We start from the raw sequence: 17351 nt of genomic DNA, 5'->3' as shown, positions 1-17351 counted from the left end.
AGCAGAACATCTGTGGGGCATAGTGAATGAGCGAGCCCGCCACGGACGCGATTCCGCCCGGCGCGGGATCGCCACCCACAGCAGGACCGGCACCCACAGCAGGGAAGACGACGATGACCACCACCACCACCAGCAACACCGGCACCGCTCTGCGGGGCCGTACCGCTCTCGTGACCGGGGCGACCTCCGGGATCGGCAAGGCCGTCGCGCGGAACCTCGCCGGTCAGGGCGCAGAGGTCGTGCTGCACGGGCGGGACCGGGCCCGGGGCGAGGCCCTCGTGAAGGAGATCGCGGCCGAGGGCGGCGCCGCACGCTTCATCGCCGCCGACCTCACCGACGCCGAGGACACCCTCCGCCTGGCCGCCGAGGCGGGCCCCGTGGACATCCTGGTCAGCAACGCGGGCCTGTACGAGTTCGCCCCGACCGCCGCGACCGACGCGGCGAGCTTCGACCGGCACATCGCGGTCAACACCCGCGCCCCGTTCCTCCTGGTCGGCGCACTGGCCCCGGGCATGGCCGGGCGCGGACACGGGTCCATCGTGCTGGTCGGCTCCAGCGCCGCCCGCCTGCCCGCCCCCATCGGCGCCGCCTACGGCGCCTCCAAGGCCGGCGCGGAGGTCCTCACCCGCTACTGGGCCACCGAGTTCGGCCCCGCCGGCGTACGCGTCAACACCGTCTCCCCGGGCCCCGTGCACACCGAGGGCACCCGGGCCATGCTCGGCGAGCACATCGGGGCCCTGGACGCCACCAACGCCCGCGGCCGCGCCGGGGACCCCGCCGAGATCGCGGAGATCGTCTCCTTCCTGGCCGGCCCGGCCAGCTCGTACGTCAACGGCGCCGTCCTGTACGCGGACGGCGGCGAGCGCAGCACCCTGCCCGGCTGACCACCCGAGGAGCCACGCCATGGACGTCTTCGTCATCGGCGCCACCGGCTTCGTCGGCGGCCACCTCGCCCGACACCTCGTGGCCGAAGGCCATACGGTCACCGGCCTGGCCCGCACCGGCGTCGCCGCCACCGCTCTCCGGGCGCGGGGCGTCGCTCCCCTCGCCGCCGACCTGGACGCCCGCCGCCCCGCCGCCGTGGCGGCGGCCCTGCGGGCGGACGCGGTCGTCTACGCCGCCCAGGCCGCCCCGGACCAGGAGACCGCCACCGCCCAGGACCTGACCCGCGCGCTCGCCGGAACGGGCAAGACCCTCGTCTTCCTGTCCGGCAGCGGCGTCCTGATGCAGCGCACCGCGGGCGCCTGGAGCCCCGACGTCTTCGCCGAGCACGACCCCTTCACCACGGAGCCGCTGGCCGAGTTCCGCAAGGCGGCCGAGGACACCGTCCTGGCCGCCGCCGAGAACGGCGTACGGTCGATGGTCGTCCGCCCCGGCCTGATCTGGGGCCCCGGCGACCACGGCCATGTCCCGATGGTCCACCGGTCCGTCGCCACGACCGGAGCGGCCGCCTATGTCGGGCCGGGGCTCAACACCTACAGCCACGTCCACATCGACGACGTGACCCGCCTGTTCGGGCTCGCCCTGGACGGCGGACGCGCCGGTGGGCTCTACCACGCGGCGGCCGGCGAGACCCCCAACCGCTGGATCGCGGAACGCGTCGCCGCCGACCTCGGGGTACGGGCGCGGAGCGTCACTCCCGAGGAAGCCGCCGGGGTGTGGGGGGAGTTCGGGGCCCTCATCATGGCCGCGTCCAGTCGCATCCGCGCCGTCAGCTCCCGGCGGGAGCTGGGCTGGCGTCCCGAGCACACCGACATGCTCACCATGATCGGTGAGGCGCGGCTGCGCGCGCTCGCCGTGCCCGGAGCGCTCGCCAGGCCGAGCGCTTGAGCGTTCCCGGAGCGGCCCGCCAGGCCGAGCGCTCGAGTGCGTCCGGAGGGCTCGCCAGGCCCAGCGCTTGAGTGCGTCCGGAGCGCCCGCCACGCCCAGCGCTTGAGTGTGCCCGGCAGGTGAGTGCGCCCAGCGCTTGAGTACGGCCGGTGCTTGAGCGCGGCCTGCGCCGCCCGACCCCGACCGGTCGCGGCGGCGTCGTCCGTCGTCCGCACCTCACCCGCCCCACCTGCCCACCCACCCGCCCCCCTCGCGGATGTGGCCGAAAAGTATGCCTTGTGGCAGCGGTGAACGGCTCCCGATAATCGGATGGCCTTGACGGGTTCATGACCAAGTCACCCTGTCGGGGTCCCCACCGCAACCCCCCACGAAAGAAGGCAGTCCGTGAAGCAGCTCATGCGTGCGCTGAAGAGATGTTCCGTCGTCGTCGCCACGCTCGCCATAGCGGTCGTCGGCCTCCAGCCCCTCACCGCCTCGGCCGCCCCCGCCCCCGTCGTCGGCGGAACCCGCGCCGCCCAGGGCGAGTTCCCGTTCATGGTCCGGCTCTCCATGGGCTGCGGCGGCGCCCTCTACGCCAAGGACATCGTCCTCACCGCCGCCCACTGCGTGGGCGCGTCGGGCAACAACACCTCGATCACCGCCACCGGCGGCGTCGTCGACCTCCAGTCGCCGAGCGCCGTCAAGGTCCGCTCCACCAAGGTCCTGCGGGCCCCCGGCTACAACGGCACCGGCAAGGACTGGGCGCTCATCAAGCTCGCCCAGCCCATCAACCAGCCCACCCTCAAGATCGCCACCACCACCGCGTACAACCAGGGCACGTTCACCGTCGCCGGCTGGGGCGCCAACCGCGAGGGCGGCAGCCAGCAGCGCTACCTGCTCAAGGCCAACGTCCCGTTCGTCTCCGACGCCGCCTGCCGCGCCGCGTACGGCAACGAGCTCGTCGCGTCCGAGGAGATCTGCGCCGGATACCCCGACACCGGCGGCACCGACACCTGCCAGGGCGACTCCGGCGGCCCCATGTTCCGCAGGGACAACGCCAACGAGTGGGTCCAGGTCGGCATCGTCAGCTGGGGCTACGGCTGCGCCCGGCCCGGCTACCCCGGCGTCTACGCCGAGGTCTCGACCTTCGCCTCCGCCATCGCCTCCGCGGCCGCCACGCTCTGACGCCGGTGACCGATCACGGCTGAACCACCCCGGGGACGCCCGTCCGCACGGGCGTCCCCGGGCCCAGCTCCACACACGGCTCGCCCGCGCCCTCCAGCTCCAGCACCCACACCGCGTTGACGCCCTCACGGAGCACGGGACCCGGCACGTACAGCGTCTCCTGCGGGCCCGCCGACCAGTACCGGCCCAGGCAGAAACCGTTCACCCAGACGAAGCCCCGCGTCCAGCCGGGGAGTCGCAGCCCCGCGTGGTCGACCCGGGAAGGTCCGCCGATCTCGAACGTCCCCCGGAACAGCCCCGTTCCCCCCGAGGTCTCCGGCACCGGCCCGAACGGCACCCCCGCCACCGCCCCCGCCTCCGCGAAGGCGTCCAGCCGCAGCCCCCGGGACCGTACCCCGTGCAGGTACTGCCGCTCGTGCAGCACCCCACCCGTGATCCCCTTCGGCTCACCCAGGCGCGGCCCGTAGTTGACCCGCCCCAGCGACTCCACCCACAGCTCCACCTCCGCCGGACCCGCGACCGGCTCCGGCAGGCTGGGGTCCTCCTCGGTCAGCACCCCCGCCCGGACCCCGTCCACGTACACCACCGCCCGGTCCCGCAAACCCGCGGCGGTCAGCGGATACGGGACGCGCGGCCCCGGCACCGCGACCCGGTAGCGCACCAGGCCCCGGTCCACCCCCAGCTCCTCGAACGTCGGCGGCGCCCCCGACTCCGGCTCCTCCGGATCGCCCAGCGCCTCCAGTACGTCCCCGAGCCCGGCCCACTCGTCCAGCTCCGCCCGCACCGTGACGGCCAGGCCCCTCGGCTCCGGCGGCAGCGCGGGCAGCGGGCCTTCGGCGTACTTCTCCAGCACCTCGCGGAACGCCCAGAACTTCTCCGTGGCCCGCCCGTACTCGTCGACCGGCGCGTCATAGTCGTACGACGTCACCGTCGGCTGGAACGCCCCGTCCTGCACCGGACCGCCCCGGTTGGCCCCCGCCCAGCCCGCAAAGTTCGTCCCGCCGTGCGCCATGTAGACGTTCACCGACGCCCCGTACTGCAGGATCTCCCGCAGCGCCTCGGCCGCCTGCCCCGGATCACGTACGACCGGTTCGGCCCCCCAGTGATCGAACCAGCCGCACCAGAACTCCATGCACATCAGCGGCCCCTCCGGCTGATGGCGGCGCAACACCTCGAAGGCCGCCCGCGCCCCCGAACCGAAGTTCGCCGTCGCCAGCAGCCCCGGCACGGAACCGCCCGTCAGCATGTGGTCCTCCGGCCCGTCCGACGTGAACAGCGGAACGCTCACCCCGCACCGCCGCAACAGCCCCGCCAGCCACTCCAGATACACCGCGTCGGAGCCGTAACTCCCGTACTCGTTCTCCGCCTGCACCAGGACCACCGGACCGCCCCGGTCCACCTGCCGCTCCACCACCTGCGGCAACAGCTCCACGAACCACCGCTCCACCGCCGCCCGGTACCCCGCGTCCCGCGTCCGCACCCGCCGCCCGAACCGGCCCGTCACCCACACCGGAAACCCGCCGTTCTCCCACTCGGCGCAGATGTACGGCCCCGGGCGCACGATCGCCCACAGCCCCGCCTCCCGCACCGCGTCCAGGAACCGGCCGAGCGCCCCCACATCCCGGTACGCGCCCTCGCGCGGCTCATGCAGATTCCACGGCACATACGTCTCCACGCAGTTCAGCCCCATCGCCGCCAGCATCGACAACCGGTGCGCCCACTGCTCCTCGTGCACCCGGAAGTAGTGCAGGGCCCCCGACAGCAGCCGAACGGGCTTCCCGTCGATCCGGAAGCAGTCGTCCCCCACGGTGAAGTCGGTCATCGTGCCCGTACGCTCCTGTGCCCTGCCCTGCCCGGCGACCCCGGGGGTGAATTGGTCCGACCACCCTCACCTCTGGCGCGCACCGGGTCCATGGACAAAGATCGCTGCTGATTGGACGCAACGCGCCGGAACACCGGTCAGCCGGGAGGAGAAGCGGAATGCCGACCTACCACACCTGGATGCGCTTCTTCACCCCCAGCCCGCTCCACCACCGCCTGGGCCTCGTCTGCCTCGGCGTCGGCCTCCAGCACGGCGCACTGCCCACCGTGGGCCCCCGCACCCTGGACCACCACGTCGCCGTGATCGTCAACTCCGGCACCGGCTGGTTCACCGGCCCGGACGGCCGCCGCACCCCCGTCACCGGCCCCAGCCTCATCTGGCTGACCCCCGGCACCCCGCACCACTACGGCGCCGACCCCGCAACCGGCTGGGACGAGAGCTTCGTCGACTTCACCGGACCCGCCACCACCACCTACACCGAACTCGGCCTCATCGAGCCGGACCGCCCCCTCGTCCCGCTCTCCGACACCGCCGGCCCCCGCGCCGCCATCGGCCGCATCGTCCGCGCCGCCCGCCGGGGCAACCCCCTCCTGGAGGTGGAGACCGGGGCCGCCGTCCACGAACTCCTCGTCGCCCTGCGCCGCGCCCGCGCCGACCTCGGTCCGGACGGCGACCCGGTCCTCCAGGCGCTGGCCCGCGACGCCTACCAGCCGCTCACCGTCGCCGAGCACGCCGCGAAGCACGGCATGACCCCCGCCGAACTGCGCACCGCCGTACGGCGCGGAGCCGGGTGCAGCCCCAAGGACTACCTGCTCGCCATCCGCCTCGGCCGGGCCAAGGAACTCCTCGCCGCCACCGACCTCCCGGTCGCCGCCGTCGCCCGCCGCGTCGGCTACGACGACCCCGCCTACTTCTCCCGCCTCTTCGCCCGCCGCGTCGGCGCCGCCCCCGTCCGCTTCCGCGAACAGCAGGGGCGCACCGTGCCCGGCGGCTGGAGCGACCAGGTGCCCGACCCGGACGACCCGCCGATGATCGGACCGTGACAGCGGGTGTTCGGCCGCCGATGATCGGAGCGTGACGGTGGGCGTTCGGCCGTCGATGATCGGAGCGTGACGGCGGGCGTCTAAGCTCGCTGACCATGAGTACGAGCGAAACCGGCGCGTCCGGACAGAACGAGGCGTCCCGGCGGATCGACGCGTCCGTCCGGGCGGAGCTGAACCGGCTGCGCGAGAGCATCGACAACATCGACGCCGCCGTCGTCCACATGCTCGCCGAGCGCTTCAAGGCCACCCAGCAGGTCGGCCGCCTCAAGGCCGACCACCAGCTGCCGCCCGCCGACCCGGCCCGCGAGACCCGCCAGATCACCCGGCTGCGGCAGCTCGCGCAGAGCGCCAACCTGGACCCGGCGTTCGCGGAGAAGCTCCTGAACTTCATCATCGCGGAAGTCATCAGGCACCACGAGCGCATCGCGGAGGAGGCGGGCAACGGGGGCGCGTCCGCTACCGCCACCGACGTCTGACGAGCCCGGCGAGCCCCGCCCCGACCACCGCCCCCAGCACCGGCCCGCCCCCGTACACCCACAGCCGCCCGACCTCCCCCGACAGCAGCGCCGGGCCGAACTGCCGGGCCGGGTTGGCCGATCCGCCGCTCAGCGGACCGAGCACCGCGATGACCAGGGCGGTGACCACCCCCACGGCGTACGGGAGAAGCCTCCGCCCCACCGGACGCGCCAGGAGCCCCGCGAGCAGCAGCGCCGACCCGGCGAGCACCCCCGCCTCCGCCGCCGCCACGGCCCCCTCGCCCCAGCCCGCACCGGGCCGCACCACCGCGTGGGAGACCGGCGGCCGGGCGACCACGGGCCCCCACACCAGCCCCGCCAGCCACGTCCCCACCACCGAGCCGCCCAACTGCGCGACGGCGTACGCCGCCACCTCCCGCCCCGGGAACACCCCCAGCCGCCACAGGGCGACGGTGACCGCCGGATTCAGATGCCCGCCCGAGCACCGGCCCGGCACGGAGAGCATGAGCACGGCCAGCAGCGCGCCGACCCCCGCCCCGAGCACGGCGAACGCCGTCCCGCCGCCCCCGTACCCGTCCGGCGCGAAGAGCCACCGCACCCCGCTCACGACGGCCAGGAGCAACAGGGCCGTCAGCCCGAACTCACAGCTGACACGGCGCAGGAGGCCGGGGGAGGAGGCGGGAGGGAGAGGCGGAGCGGGAGCCGGATGGAGAGTGCGCGCAGGCGTGAGCGTCATGAGGACGTCCTCGGTACTCGGTGTGCCGCGCCGAGGAGATGGTAACGGCAAGCCTCACAACTCGCCCACGCCGCAAGGCCCTTCCCCCGTCACGGGCCGGCCGCGATCACCGCCGCTCGCGAGACCCCTACGGCCGCGTCGGCCAGACCAGCGCCTGGGCGACGATGACGCTCTCCCCGTTGAAGGTGACGGCGGGGCCTCCGTGCAGCTCATAACCGAGGCTGATCATCTCGCTCACACGGTGGCAGAAGGCGGAGTCGTCCGGCCCCGTCAAGACCCGGTAGAGGGGCAATCCATCAGGCGGTGTGCTCATGGGCGAAGGATCTCACGCAAGCCCCGGGTGCCCGCACCCCAGGCCCGCCACCTCCCGTCCGCACCCCGACCTCCGTGCCACCTCCCGTCCGCACCCCGGCCCCCGCCACCTCCCCGGACCGCCCCTCCCGGTACGTACGCCCAGCGAGAATCCCCCTGCACCCCCGCCACCCCGTACGGCAGCATGGGCCCATGTCCGTACTGACGCGCGAAGAAGCGCAGACCCGAGCCCAGATCATCGACGTGGAGCGGTACACGATCGCCCTCGACCTCGCCACCGGCGAGGAGACCTTCGCCTCCCGCACCGCCATCCGGTTCACCGCCCGCGCGGCCACAGACACCTTCGTCGAGATCAAACCCGCCACCCTGCACTCGATCGCGCTGGACGGACAGCCCCTGGACCCCGCCCTCCTCGACGGGAACCGCTACCCCCTCACCGGCCTCACCCCCGGCCCCCACGAACTGCGCGTGGACGCCGCCATGAACTACTCGCGCACCGGCGAGGGCATGCACCGCTTCACCGACCCCGCAGACGGCGAGACCTACCTCTACACCCAGCTGTTCATGGAGGACGTCCAGCGGGTCTTCGCCGCCTTCGACCAGCCCGACCTCAAGTCCGTCTTCGCCATCGACGTCACCGCCCCCGAAGGGTGGACCGTCCTCGGCAACGGCATCGCCGAACACACCGGGGACGGCCGCTGGACCATCGCGCCCACCCCCCTCATCTCCACCTACCTCGTCGCCGTCGCCGCCGGCCCCTGGCACTCGGTCACCACCGAGCACGCCGGACTGCCCTTCGGCCTCCACTGCCGGCGCTCCCTCGCGCCCTACCTCGACGCCGACGCGGACGAGATCCTCGACATCACCCGCGCCTGCTTCGACCGCTACCACGAGAAGTTCGACGAGCCCTACCCGTTCGACTCCTACGACCAGGCATTCGTCCCCGAGTTCAACGCCGGCGCCATGGAGAACCCCGGACTCGTCACCTTCCGCGACGACTTCGTCTACCGCTCCGCCGTCACCGACACCGAACGCCAGACCCGCGCCATGGTCGTCGCCCACGAGATGGCCCACATGTGGTTCGGCGACCTCGTCACCCTGAGCTGGTGGGACGACATCTGGCTGAACGAGTCCTTCGCCGAGTACATGGGCTACCAGACCCTCACCGAAGCCACCCTTCCCCGAGCCCTCAACTCCCCGCAGGCGGGGGAGCCCCTGTTCCCCGACACCTGGGTCGAGTTCGGCGTCTCCCGCAAGAGCTGGGGCTACGACGCCGACCAGCGCCCCTCCACCCACCCGGTCGCCCCCGACCCCGACGCCGTGCCCGACACCGCCTCCGCCCTCCTCAACTTCGACGGCATCAGCTACGCCAAGGGCGCCTCCGCCCTCCGCCAACTCGTCGCCTGGCTCGGCGAGAAGGACTTCCTGGCCGGCATCAACACCCACTTCGCCCGGCACAAGTTCGCCAACGCCACCCTGGCCGACTTCATCGACAACCTCGCCTCCGCCACCGACCGCGACGTCCACGCCTGGGCCGAACAGTGGCTGCGCACCACCGGCGTCGACACCCTCACCGCCGACGTCCACGAACCCACCGCCCCCACCGAGGCCGGCCAGTCCTGGGCCCTGGCCGTCGAACGCGAAGGCAGCCGCCCCCACCGCATCGCCGTCGCCACCTTCGACCACGCCCTCAACACCCAGGCGGGCCCCGGCCACCTCGCCCCCCGCGACCGCTTCGAGATCGACGTACCCGGACCCGGCGACGGCGCCCCCACCATCCGCCCCGGCCGCCGCCCCGCCCTCGTCGTCCTCAACGACGGCGACCTCACCTACGCCAAGATCCGCCTCGACACCGCCTCCTGGGACACCGCGCTCACCCACCTCTCCGCGATCCCCGACGCCCTGACCCGGGCCGTCGTCTGGAACGCCGCCCGCGACCTCGTCCGCGACGGCGAACTGGACCCCGCGCGCTACCTCACCGCCGCCCGCACCCACCTCCCGTACGAGAGCGACCTCGCCCTCGTCCAGGGCGTCCTGACCTTCGCGGACGGGCAGATCGCCGCCCGATACGTCACCCCCGAGGCACGCCCGGCCGCACTGGCCACCCTCACCGACCTCTGCCGCGACCTGATCCGCCGCACCGAGGACGGCTCCCGCCCGGGCCTGCGCCTCACCGCCGTACGCCACTTCATCGACGCCGCGACCCAGCCCGACACCCTCCAGAGCTGGCTCACCGAAGGCACCGTCCACGGCGGCCCCGAACTCGACCCCGAGCTGCGCTGGCGCATCCTCACCCGCCTCGCCGCCCTCGGCGCCGCCGACGAGAAGGCCATCGCCGCCGAACTCGCCGCCGACCCCAGCGCCACCGGCCGCGAAGGCGCCGCCCGCTGCCGCGCCGCCCTCCCCGCCGCCGAGGCCAAGGCCGCCGCCTGGCAGGCGATGTTCAGCGACGACACCCTGTCCAACTACCTGTTCACCGCCACCGCCCAGGGCTTCTGGCAGCCCGGACAGGAGGAACTCGTCCGCGCGTACGTGCCCCGCTTCTACCCCGAGGCCACCGCACTCGCCGCACGCCGGGGCCCGGCCATCGCGGAGGCCGCCGGACGCCACGCCTTCCCCTCGTACGCCATCGACGCCGAGGCCCTCGCCACCGGCACCGCGGCCCTGGACGACCCGGCGCTCATCCCCGCCCTGCGCCGCAAGCTCGTCGACCAGCTCGACGACCTGCGCCGGGCCCTGACCGTACGGACGACGGCGCACTGAGCCGGTAAGCCGACACGGGGCCGGCCGGTGCGCGGCGACAGCCGTCACGCACCGGCCGGCCCCACCTCACCCGGTTTCGGCCCCCGGCCCCTCCGCCCCCGACCCCTCCGCCCCCGGATCGGCCGCCCGCAGGTCGGCCAGCAACTCCGCCTGACCCGTCAGCACCTCGGTCAGGATCGTCCGGGCCACCCTCAGCAGCTCCGCCACCTCAGGGGCGGCCAGCGTGTAGTACACGGCCGACCCCTCCCGCCGCGCGACGACCAGACCCGCGCGGCGCAACACCGCCAACTGCTGCGAGAGGTGGGCGGCTTCCACCGCCACCTCGCCCAGCATCTCCGAGACCGCGTGCTCACGCTCACTGAGCAGTTCGAGCACCCGGATCCTGACCGGATGCCCCAGCGTCTTGAAGAACTCGGCCTTCAGCCGGTACAGCGGCGTACTCACCGACGCGGCCCCGTTCCGCACCCCGAAAACCCACCGCACCGCAGCCCATCGCGGCCCGACTCGCCGCGCCCCGACCCACCCCATCGCAGTCCACCGCGTCCCGGTGCACCAGATCTCTTCTCCATGGGTTCATCCTCGCGCCTTCTCACCGCGACGATGAACCGGGGGACCGTGAGGACCGGGGAACCGGGGAACCGGGGGACCGGGGGGTCGGGGGACTGGGAGACCGGGGGATCGGGGGGACCGGCCGAGGTCTCAGCGCTGGAGAGGCGCGCCGGCCCGCTGGAGCGGAAGAGTGACCCAGATGCTCTTGCCGCCCTGGTCCGCGTCCCCCCGCACCACCGCGCTGCCGCCCAGCTCCAGGGTCAGTTCCACCACGGTGGCCAGACCCCGACCGGATCCGGCCACGGCGGACGTGTAGAGAGCGGGCCGGTAGGGATGCCGGTCATGGACGCCGAACGCGAACGCGTCCGGGCCGCCCGCGAAGACGACCGTCACGTTCGGGGAGAGCACGGCCGCGTGCCGCACACTGTTGGCCACCAGCTCGCTCAGGATCAGCAGCGCCGGACCGAGACACGGCTCGCGCGGACCCACCCCCCACTCCGCCAGCACCTGCTCCGTCGTCTCCCGCGCGATACGCACCGCCGAACCCATCGCGGGCAGCGTCAGCACATGGCGGAACGGCAACGCGTCATGAGGTCTGATCACCGGTCAGCCTCCTCGGCAGTACGCCACCACCGCGGGCGGAAAGGCCGAGCGGGGCCGTGTGCCGCGGGCGACGGCGGCACGGCCCACACAGCATGAAGTCAATTGCAGAATTTCGCAATTCATTGATCAACTAACTTCCGTCGAGGCTCCGCCCCAGCCCAGGGCGCTCATCCACTCGCCCCCGAATACCCGCACACCCGTTCCGCAACCGCACACCCTTACCACCTGAACCCCCGGCAAACAGCCCACACCGGCCACCAGTACCCCTTTCGAGTTCAGATCGTTGGGCTCTTCGGCCGCGCCACCCGAAACCCGGGACAAGCTGGCATGTCCACCCCCGCGCTCCCGAAGGACCACCCCACCCATGCCCACCCCACCCCTCGCCGGAGGCACCGCAGGGCCCGCCGCACTGCGCCCCCTCATCGACACCGTGCTCACCGCACTCCACGACGGCGCGACCCGCCGAGGCGGCCCCCTCCCCGCCGGCGGACCCGACACCGTCACCCCCCGCACCCGCAGCGCGACCCACCCCCTCATCCCCGACCACGGCACCGGCCCCCACCACGCCCTGCGCGCCCTCGTCACCGCCCTCACCGAAGGCGCCGCCGACCCCGCCCACCCCCACTGCGCCGCCCACCTCCACACCCCGCCCCTCGCCCTCGCCGCGGCGGCCGACCTCGCCGCCAGCGCCCTCAACCCCTCCATGGACTCCTGGGACCAGGCCCCCGCCGCCTCCGCCCTCGAAGCCGACCTCACCACCGCACTCGCCGCCGAGATCTACCCCCACGCCCCCTCACCCGACGCCGTCATCACCACCGGCGGCACCGAAGCCAACCAACTCGCCCTCCTCCTCGCCCGCGAACGCCACGGCCCCGTACAGACCGTCTGCGCCGCCAACACCCACCACAGCATCGCCCGCGCCGCCTGGCTCCTCGGCCTCCCCGAACCCGTCACCATCCCCGCCCCCCACGGCGCCATGGACCTCGCCGCCCTCGACGAAGCCCTCACCGCCCTCCACCGCCCCCTCCTCGTCGTCGCCACCGCCGGCACCACCGACACCGGCCGCATCGACCCCCTCGACGCCATCGCCGACCTCTGCACCACCCACGGCGCCGAACTCCACATCGACGCCGCCTACGGCGGACCCCTCCTCTTCAGCCCCACCCACCGCACCCTCCTCCACGGCCTCGACCGCGCCCACAGCATCACCCTCGACCTGCACAAACTCGGCTGGCAACCCGCATCCGCCGGCCTCTTCGCCGTCCCCGAACGCCACCACCTCACCCCCCTCCACCACCACGCCCCCTACCTCAACGCCGACGACGACACCGAAGCCGGCCTCCCCGACCTCCTCGGCCGCTCCCTGCGCACCACCCGCCGCCCCGACGCACTCAAAATCGCCGTCACCCTCCAAGCACTCGGCCGCACCGGACTCGCCGACCTCATCGACCGCACCATCGCCACCGCCCACCACCTCGCCGACCTCATCACCCGCACCCCCGCCCTCGACCTCTACGACCGCCCCACCATCAGCACCGTCCTCTTCCGCCCCACCGGCACCGACGACCACACCGTCGCCGCCCTCCGCCGCACCCTCCTCAACCGAGGCCACGCCGTCCTCGGCCGCGCCCACGCCGAAGGCCGCCTCTGGCTCAAGGCCACCCTCCTCAACCCCCACACCACCCCCGCCGACCTCCAAGCCCTCATCGACCTCGTCACCGCCACCGCCAACGACCCCACCGCCACCGCCACCGACCTCACCGCCACCGACCTGGCGCCCACCACCCCCCGCACAGAAGGCGACACCCCCCGATGACCGACCGGCCCGCCCCCGCACCCGACCAGCCCCACGACCTCGTCGGCATCGGCATCGGCCCCTTCAACCTCTCCCTGGCCGCCCTCGCCCACAACATCCCCGCCGCCCCCGACGACCCCCGCCCCCTCGCCGCGACCTTCTACGAACAACGCCCCGCCTTCCACTGGCACCCCGGCCTCCTCCTCGACGGCGCCAGCCTCCAAGTCCCCTTCCTCGCCGACCTCGTCACCCTCGCCGACCCCGCGAACCCCTGGAGCTTCCTCAACTACCTCCGCACCCGCGACCGCCTCTTCCCCTTCTACTTCGCCGAGCGCTTCCACATCCAACGAGCCGAATACGACGCCTACTGCCGCTGGGTCAGCCAGCAACTCCCCGGACTCCACTTCGGCCACCAGGTCGACGCCGTCCGCTGGAACACCGAACGCGCCCTGTTCGAAGTCGACTTCACCCAACTCGACCCCGACGGCGAAGCCGAAGCACTCGGCCGCGCCTACGCCCGCCACATCGCCCTCGGCATCGGCACCGAACCGTTCGTCCCCGAACCCCTGCGCCCCCTCGCCGAAGCCGAATCCGTCCCCGTACTCCACTCCGCCGACTACCTCCGCCACCGCGAACGGCTCCTGGCCGCCGACCACATCACCGTCATCGGCTCCGGCCAGTCCGGCGCCGAGATCTTCCTCGACCTCCTGCGCGCCCGCCCCGAAGGCGCCGAGAAGATCCACTGGCTCGCCCGCACCCAGGCATTCGCCCCCATGGAATATTCCAAGCTCGGCCTGGAGCACTTCACCCCCGACTACAGCCGCTACTTCCACGCCCTCCCCGAAACCGCCCGCGACGAACTCGTCCCCCGCCAATGGCAGCTCCACAAAGGCATCGACGCCGACACCATCGCCGCCATCCACGACGAGCTCTACCGCCGCACCCTCCACGGCGGCTGGCCCGACGCCACCCTCACCCCCGGCGTCCACGTCCGCACCGCGGGACGCCTCGCCAACACCCGCGTCGAACTCCACCTCGAACACACCCAGCAAGGCACCCGCACCCGCCTCACCACCGACGCCGTCATCCTCGCCACCGGCTACCGCGAACGCCCCCTCGACGCCATCCTCGGCGGCCTCGACCCCTACCTCAGCCGCGACACCTCCCACCGCCCCCGCATCGACGACCACTACCGCCTGGTCCTCGACCGCGCGGTCACCGGACACGTCTACGTCCAGAACGCCGAACGCCACACCCACGGAGTCGGCGCCCCCGACCTCGGCCTCGCCGCCTGGCGCAGCGCCACCATCCTCAACGACCTCACCGGCGCCACCCCCTACCCCCTCCCCGAACGCACCGCCTTCACCACCTTCGGCCTCACCCCCAGCCCCCCGAGAATCCCCGCCCAGGCCCCCGCCCTCATCCCCCTCAGCCAATCCATCTGACCCCCCGGGACGCGAAACGGCCCGGGACCCATGGAATTCACCCCACGGAGCCCCGGGCCACAGACACCACCCCACAACCGACAGGGTTACGGGAACACCGGCGTCCCCTCACGCGTCAGCCGCCACCCCACCGAAGCGAACACCGCCGGATCCACCGACCCCTTCGCCCGCACCCACGAGATGATCGTGTTCCGGATCTCGTCCGAATCCGCCCACACCTGCTTCGCCCCCGGCACATGCGGGAAATCACCCCCACCACTCGCCCGGTAGTTATTCACCGCGAACACGAACCGAGCCGCCGGATCCACCGCCTTCCCCCCGAAGGAAAGCTCCACGATCCGCGACCCCACCGGCTGCGCGATATCGATGTCGTACGTCACCCCCGACACCGCGTCATAGTTGTAATCCGGAATACCCTCCGCATTCGTCAACTTCGCCGTATCCACCGGACCACCCGCCGGCGTCCGCACGTAATACCGGGCCGAATACTCCAGATAATCCTTCAACTGCGCACCCGTGAGCAGCCGCGCCTCCAACGTGTTCTCGAACGGATACAGCCCCGCAGCATCCCGGATCGTCACATCACCCGCCGGAATCCCCGCCGTACGCGAGAAACACGAAGCCTGCGACAACACCGGCAACGCCCCGTACTCCCCACCCGCCAGCGCCGCCGCCACCGTCTCCGTCTGCACCTGGTTGATCAGATCGATGATCGGCTCGTCCCGCCACGGCGCGGCCGCCGTCGACATCGCCGCCACCGACGTGCCGATCACCTGATTGACGTACGCCACGACCTTCCGGTGCTCGCTCCGCAACAGCGACACCACCTTCCGGTCCTCCGCCACCGTATTCGAGTTCAGCACCTGCGAACCGGCCCTCTCGACCACCCAGCGCCCCTTCTCCCACACCAGATCGAAATCGAACAACGTCAGCCGCTGCCCCCACTTCGCCGGCTCCGAAAGAACGACCCGCTTCCCCGTCGCCCTGTTCACCACGAAATGCTCGGCGATCTCCACATGAGCGTGCCCCACCAGAATCGCGTCGATCCCCGGCACCTGCTCCGCCACCAGACCCGCCGCATTCTCCACATACGGCAACTGATCCCCGTACGACGACGTCCCCGACGAACCCGAATGCGCCGACACGATCACCACATCAGCACCCATCGAACGCAGCTTCGGCACCCACTTCGCCGCCTGCTCCTCCAACCCCGGGAACACCATCTTCCCGCCCACATTCGCCTTGTCCCAGATCGCGATCCCCGGATTCGTCAACCCCAGAACCGCCACCCGCACATCACGCCCGAACGGCGTCCGCAACCGCTTGATCACATACGGGGCGAACGCCGGCCGCAACGTCCTCGCATCCAGCGCGTTCGCCCCCAGCAGCGGAAAATCACACTGCTCCTCGAACTTCCGCAGCACCGGAATCCCGTAATTGAACTCGTGATTCCCCAGAGCCGCCGCGTCATAACCGATCGCGTTCATCGCCTTCGCCATCGGATGCACCGGACCACGACGCGCCGTGATCGGATCGACCTTCGCGTAGTAGTACGACAACTGCGTGCCCTGGATCGTGTCACCCGCGTCGATCAACAGCGTGTTCCGCCGCCCCTTCTCCCGCCGCACCCGGTCCACCAACGTCGAGATCTTCGCCAGCCCGATGTCGTTGCGGGCCGCGTCGTCGTACTCCCTGTCGGTGAAGTAGTCCCAGTTGAAGACGTTCCCGTGCAGATCCGTCGTGCCCATCACCGTGAACGAATACCGCTTGCCCGGCCGCCCATGACCCAGCCCGGAGCCATGCCCGTGACCATGCGCCCGAGCCCCACCGGCCGCCCCCACCACCGCACCGCCCGCCATCGCCACACCCGCACCGGCAGCAGCCGAACGGCCCAGAAACGTCCTACGGTCCAAGGGGTTCAACGACATCGCTCACTCACTCCTCGTTCAGTACGGGCAACGCGCGTAGATTCTGGCCCAGTCCACATTCCACGCGACACCCCACGCAGGTTTCGATCCGATGACCACCCGACACACCCCCTCCACAACCACCCGCCATGCCACAGTGAACGCATGACCGAAACCCCCACACCCGCGCCCACCACCACCCACCACCCCTACGGAACCCCCGACACCCCCCACGTCACCGTCCGCGGCGAAGCCCACCTCGAAGTCGACCCCGAAATCGCCCACATCACCATCACCCTCACCGCCCGAGGCACCGACCGCCGCACCACCCTCGACAGCCTCACCCACCGCAACACCACCACCCTCGACCTCATCAAGAGCTACGGCGACACCATCGAAAAACTCGAAACCGGCACCCTCTCCCTCAGCCCCGAACTCACCCGCCACGGCCGCGGCGAACGCATCCGCACCTACCACGGCCACATCCAACTCACCGTCACCCTCAACGACTTCACCACCCTCGGCGAACTCACCGCCCGCCTCGCCGACCACGACCTCGCCCGCGTCGACGGCCCCTGGTGGTCCCTGCGCCCCACCTCCCCCCACCACGCCGCCGCCAGGCGCCAAGCCGTCCGCGAAGCCCTCCAACGCGCCCGCGAATACGCCGAAGCCCTCGACACCCGCCTCGGCGCCCTCCTCGAACTCAGCGACACCGGCACCCACCACGGCCCCCTCGGCCGCGCCGCCTTCGCCCAGGCCATGCCCTACGGAGCGGCAGGCGCGGAAGCAGCCGCCGACGCCGCCCCCATCGACCTCGAACCCGTACGCCAGAACGTCGACGCCCAGGTCGAAGCCTCCTTCACCCTCATCCCCCCGAACCTCGGATAAACGCTCATCAGAGCGCAC

At 72.2% G+C, this 17351-nt stretch carries 15 protein-coding genes; 9 read left to right on the top strand and 6 right to left on the bottom strand.

All coding sequences use genetic code 11. From position 1 onward, the window contains the following. Nucleotides 1-113 precede the first annotated feature (113 nt). From ACLJPL_RS31070 to ACLJPL_RS31060, 3 genes are all read left to right on the top strand, one after another. Nucleotides 114-884 (top strand): SDR family NAD(P)-dependent oxidoreductase, encoded by a 771-nt coding sequence (locus ACLJPL_RS31070; protein ID WP_411084288.1) that lies wholly within the window; start codon nucleotides 114-116, stop codon nucleotides 882-884. A gap of 19 nt (nucleotides 885-903) precedes the next feature. Beyond that, nucleotides 904-1830 (top strand): NAD-dependent epimerase/dehydratase family protein, encoded by a 927-nt coding sequence (locus ACLJPL_RS31065; RefSeq protein ID WP_411084287.1) that lies wholly within the window; start codon nucleotides 904-906, stop codon nucleotides 1828-1830. A gap of 384 nt (nucleotides 1831-2214) precedes the next feature. Then, entirely contained in the window at nucleotides 2215-2994 is a 780-nt protein-coding gene (locus tag ACLJPL_RS31060) for a S1 family peptidase (RefSeq protein ID WP_411084286.1), read from the top strand. 13 nt (nucleotides 2995-3007) lie between these two features. Here the strand turns inward: ACLJPL_RS31060 and ACLJPL_RS31055 are convergent, their stop codons facing one another. Then, nucleotides 3008-4816, bottom strand: a complete 1809-nt coding sequence (locus ACLJPL_RS31055; RefSeq protein WP_411084285.1) for a beta-galactosidase — start codon at nucleotides 4814-4816, stop codon at nucleotides 3008-3010. Nucleotides 4817-4974: 158 nt separating this feature from the next. Here ACLJPL_RS31055 and ACLJPL_RS31050 point away from each other — a divergent pair, with 158 nt between their 5' ends. Both ACLJPL_RS31050 and ACLJPL_RS31045 read left to right on the top strand, forming a co-directional pair. Continuing rightward, the gene (locus tag ACLJPL_RS31050) at nucleotides 4975-5859 is read left to right on the top strand and encodes an AraC family transcriptional regulator (protein WP_411084284.1); all 885 of its coding nucleotides are present in this window, start codon (nucleotides 4975-4977) and stop codon (nucleotides 5857-5859) included. Nucleotides 5860-5954: 95 nt separating this feature from the next. After that, the gene (locus ACLJPL_RS31045) at nucleotides 5955-6335 is read left to right on the top strand and encodes a chorismate mutase (protein ID WP_411084283.1); all 381 of its coding nucleotides are present in this window, start codon (nucleotides 5955-5957) and stop codon (nucleotides 6333-6335) included. Here ACLJPL_RS31045 and ACLJPL_RS31040 read toward each other — a convergent pair. Together ACLJPL_RS31040 and ACLJPL_RS31035 are read right to left on the bottom strand one after the other, a co-directional pair. Then, nucleotides 6316-7071, bottom strand: coding sequence for an aquaporin (locus ACLJPL_RS31040; protein ID WP_411084282.1), 756 nt, complete (start codon nucleotides 7069-7071; stop codon nucleotides 6316-6318). The two genes, ACLJPL_RS31045 and ACLJPL_RS31040, sit on opposite strands and share 20 nt — an antisense overlap. A 127-nt stretch (nucleotides 7072-7198) precedes the next feature. Further along, the gene (locus tag ACLJPL_RS31035; RefSeq protein ID WP_411084281.1) at nucleotides 7199-7384 is read right to left on the bottom strand and encodes a DUF1737 domain-containing protein; all 186 of its coding nucleotides are present in this window, start codon (nucleotides 7382-7384) and stop codon (nucleotides 7199-7201) included. Nucleotides 7385-7575: 191 nt separating this feature from the next. Here ACLJPL_RS31035 and pepN point away from each other — a divergent pair, with 191 nt between their 5' ends. Beyond that, complete coding sequence (gene pepN / locus ACLJPL_RS31030; RefSeq protein ID WP_411084280.1) at nucleotides 7576-10146, top strand: aminopeptidase N; 2571 nt, start codon at nucleotides 7576-7578, stop codon at nucleotides 10144-10146. 66 nt (nucleotides 10147-10212) lie between these two features. Here the strand turns inward: pepN and ACLJPL_RS31025 are convergent, their stop codons facing one another. Both ACLJPL_RS31025 and ACLJPL_RS31020 read right to left on the bottom strand, forming a co-directional pair. After that, complete coding sequence (locus ACLJPL_RS31025; protein ID WP_411084279.1) at nucleotides 10213-10590, bottom strand: ArsR/SmtB family transcription factor; 378 nt, start codon at nucleotides 10588-10590, stop codon at nucleotides 10213-10215. Between the two features lie 255 nt (nucleotides 10591-10845). Then, nucleotides 10846-11298: an ATP-binding protein gene (locus ACLJPL_RS31020; RefSeq protein ID WP_411084278.1), complete on the bottom strand. Its 453-nt coding sequence runs from the start codon at nucleotides 11296-11298 to the stop codon at nucleotides 10846-10848. Nucleotides 11299-11662: 364 nt separating this feature from the next. On the opposite strand from ACLJPL_RS31020, the gene ACLJPL_RS31015 reads away from it, so the two are divergent. Together ACLJPL_RS31015 and ACLJPL_RS31010 are read left to right on the top strand one after the other, a co-directional pair. After that, nucleotides 11663-13114: a pyridoxal phosphate-dependent decarboxylase family protein gene (locus ACLJPL_RS31015; protein ID WP_411084277.1), complete on the top strand. Its 1452-nt coding sequence runs from the start codon at nucleotides 11663-11665 to the stop codon at nucleotides 13112-13114. Continuing rightward, on the top strand, nucleotides 13111-14538 hold the full coding sequence (locus ACLJPL_RS31010; RefSeq protein ID WP_411084276.1) for a lysine N(6)-hydroxylase/L-ornithine N(5)-oxygenase family protein: 1428 nt from the start codon (nucleotides 13111-13113) through the stop codon (nucleotides 14536-14538). The genes ACLJPL_RS31015 and ACLJPL_RS31010 overlap by 4 nt, the downstream gene beginning before the upstream one ends. Before the next feature lie 86 nt (nucleotides 14539-14624). Here ACLJPL_RS31010 and ACLJPL_RS31005 read toward each other — a convergent pair whose 3' ends face one another. After that, the gene (locus ACLJPL_RS31005; protein ID WP_411084275.1) at nucleotides 14625-16466 is read right to left on the bottom strand and encodes a bifunctional metallophosphatase/5'-nucleotidase; all 1842 of its coding nucleotides are present in this window, start codon (nucleotides 16464-16466) and stop codon (nucleotides 14625-14627) included. Nucleotides 16467-16610: 144 nt separating this feature from the next. Between ACLJPL_RS31005 and ACLJPL_RS31000 the strand changes: the two genes are divergently transcribed. Then, on the top strand, nucleotides 16611-17333 hold the full coding sequence (locus ACLJPL_RS31000; protein WP_411084274.1) for an SIMPL domain-containing protein: 723 nt from the start codon (nucleotides 16611-16613) through the stop codon (nucleotides 17331-17333). The last annotated feature ends 18 nt before the right edge of the window (nucleotides 17334-17351 follow it).

Origin of the sequence: Streptomyces sp. cmx-18-6, from assembly GCF_046548915.1 — a bacterium.
Classification (GTDB): Bacteria; Actinomycetota; Actinomycetes; order Streptomycetales; family Streptomycetaceae; genus Streptomyces.
The sequence above is the reverse complement of the archived record's forward strand: the minus strand, read 5'-3'. Positions and strand labels throughout refer to the sequence as shown.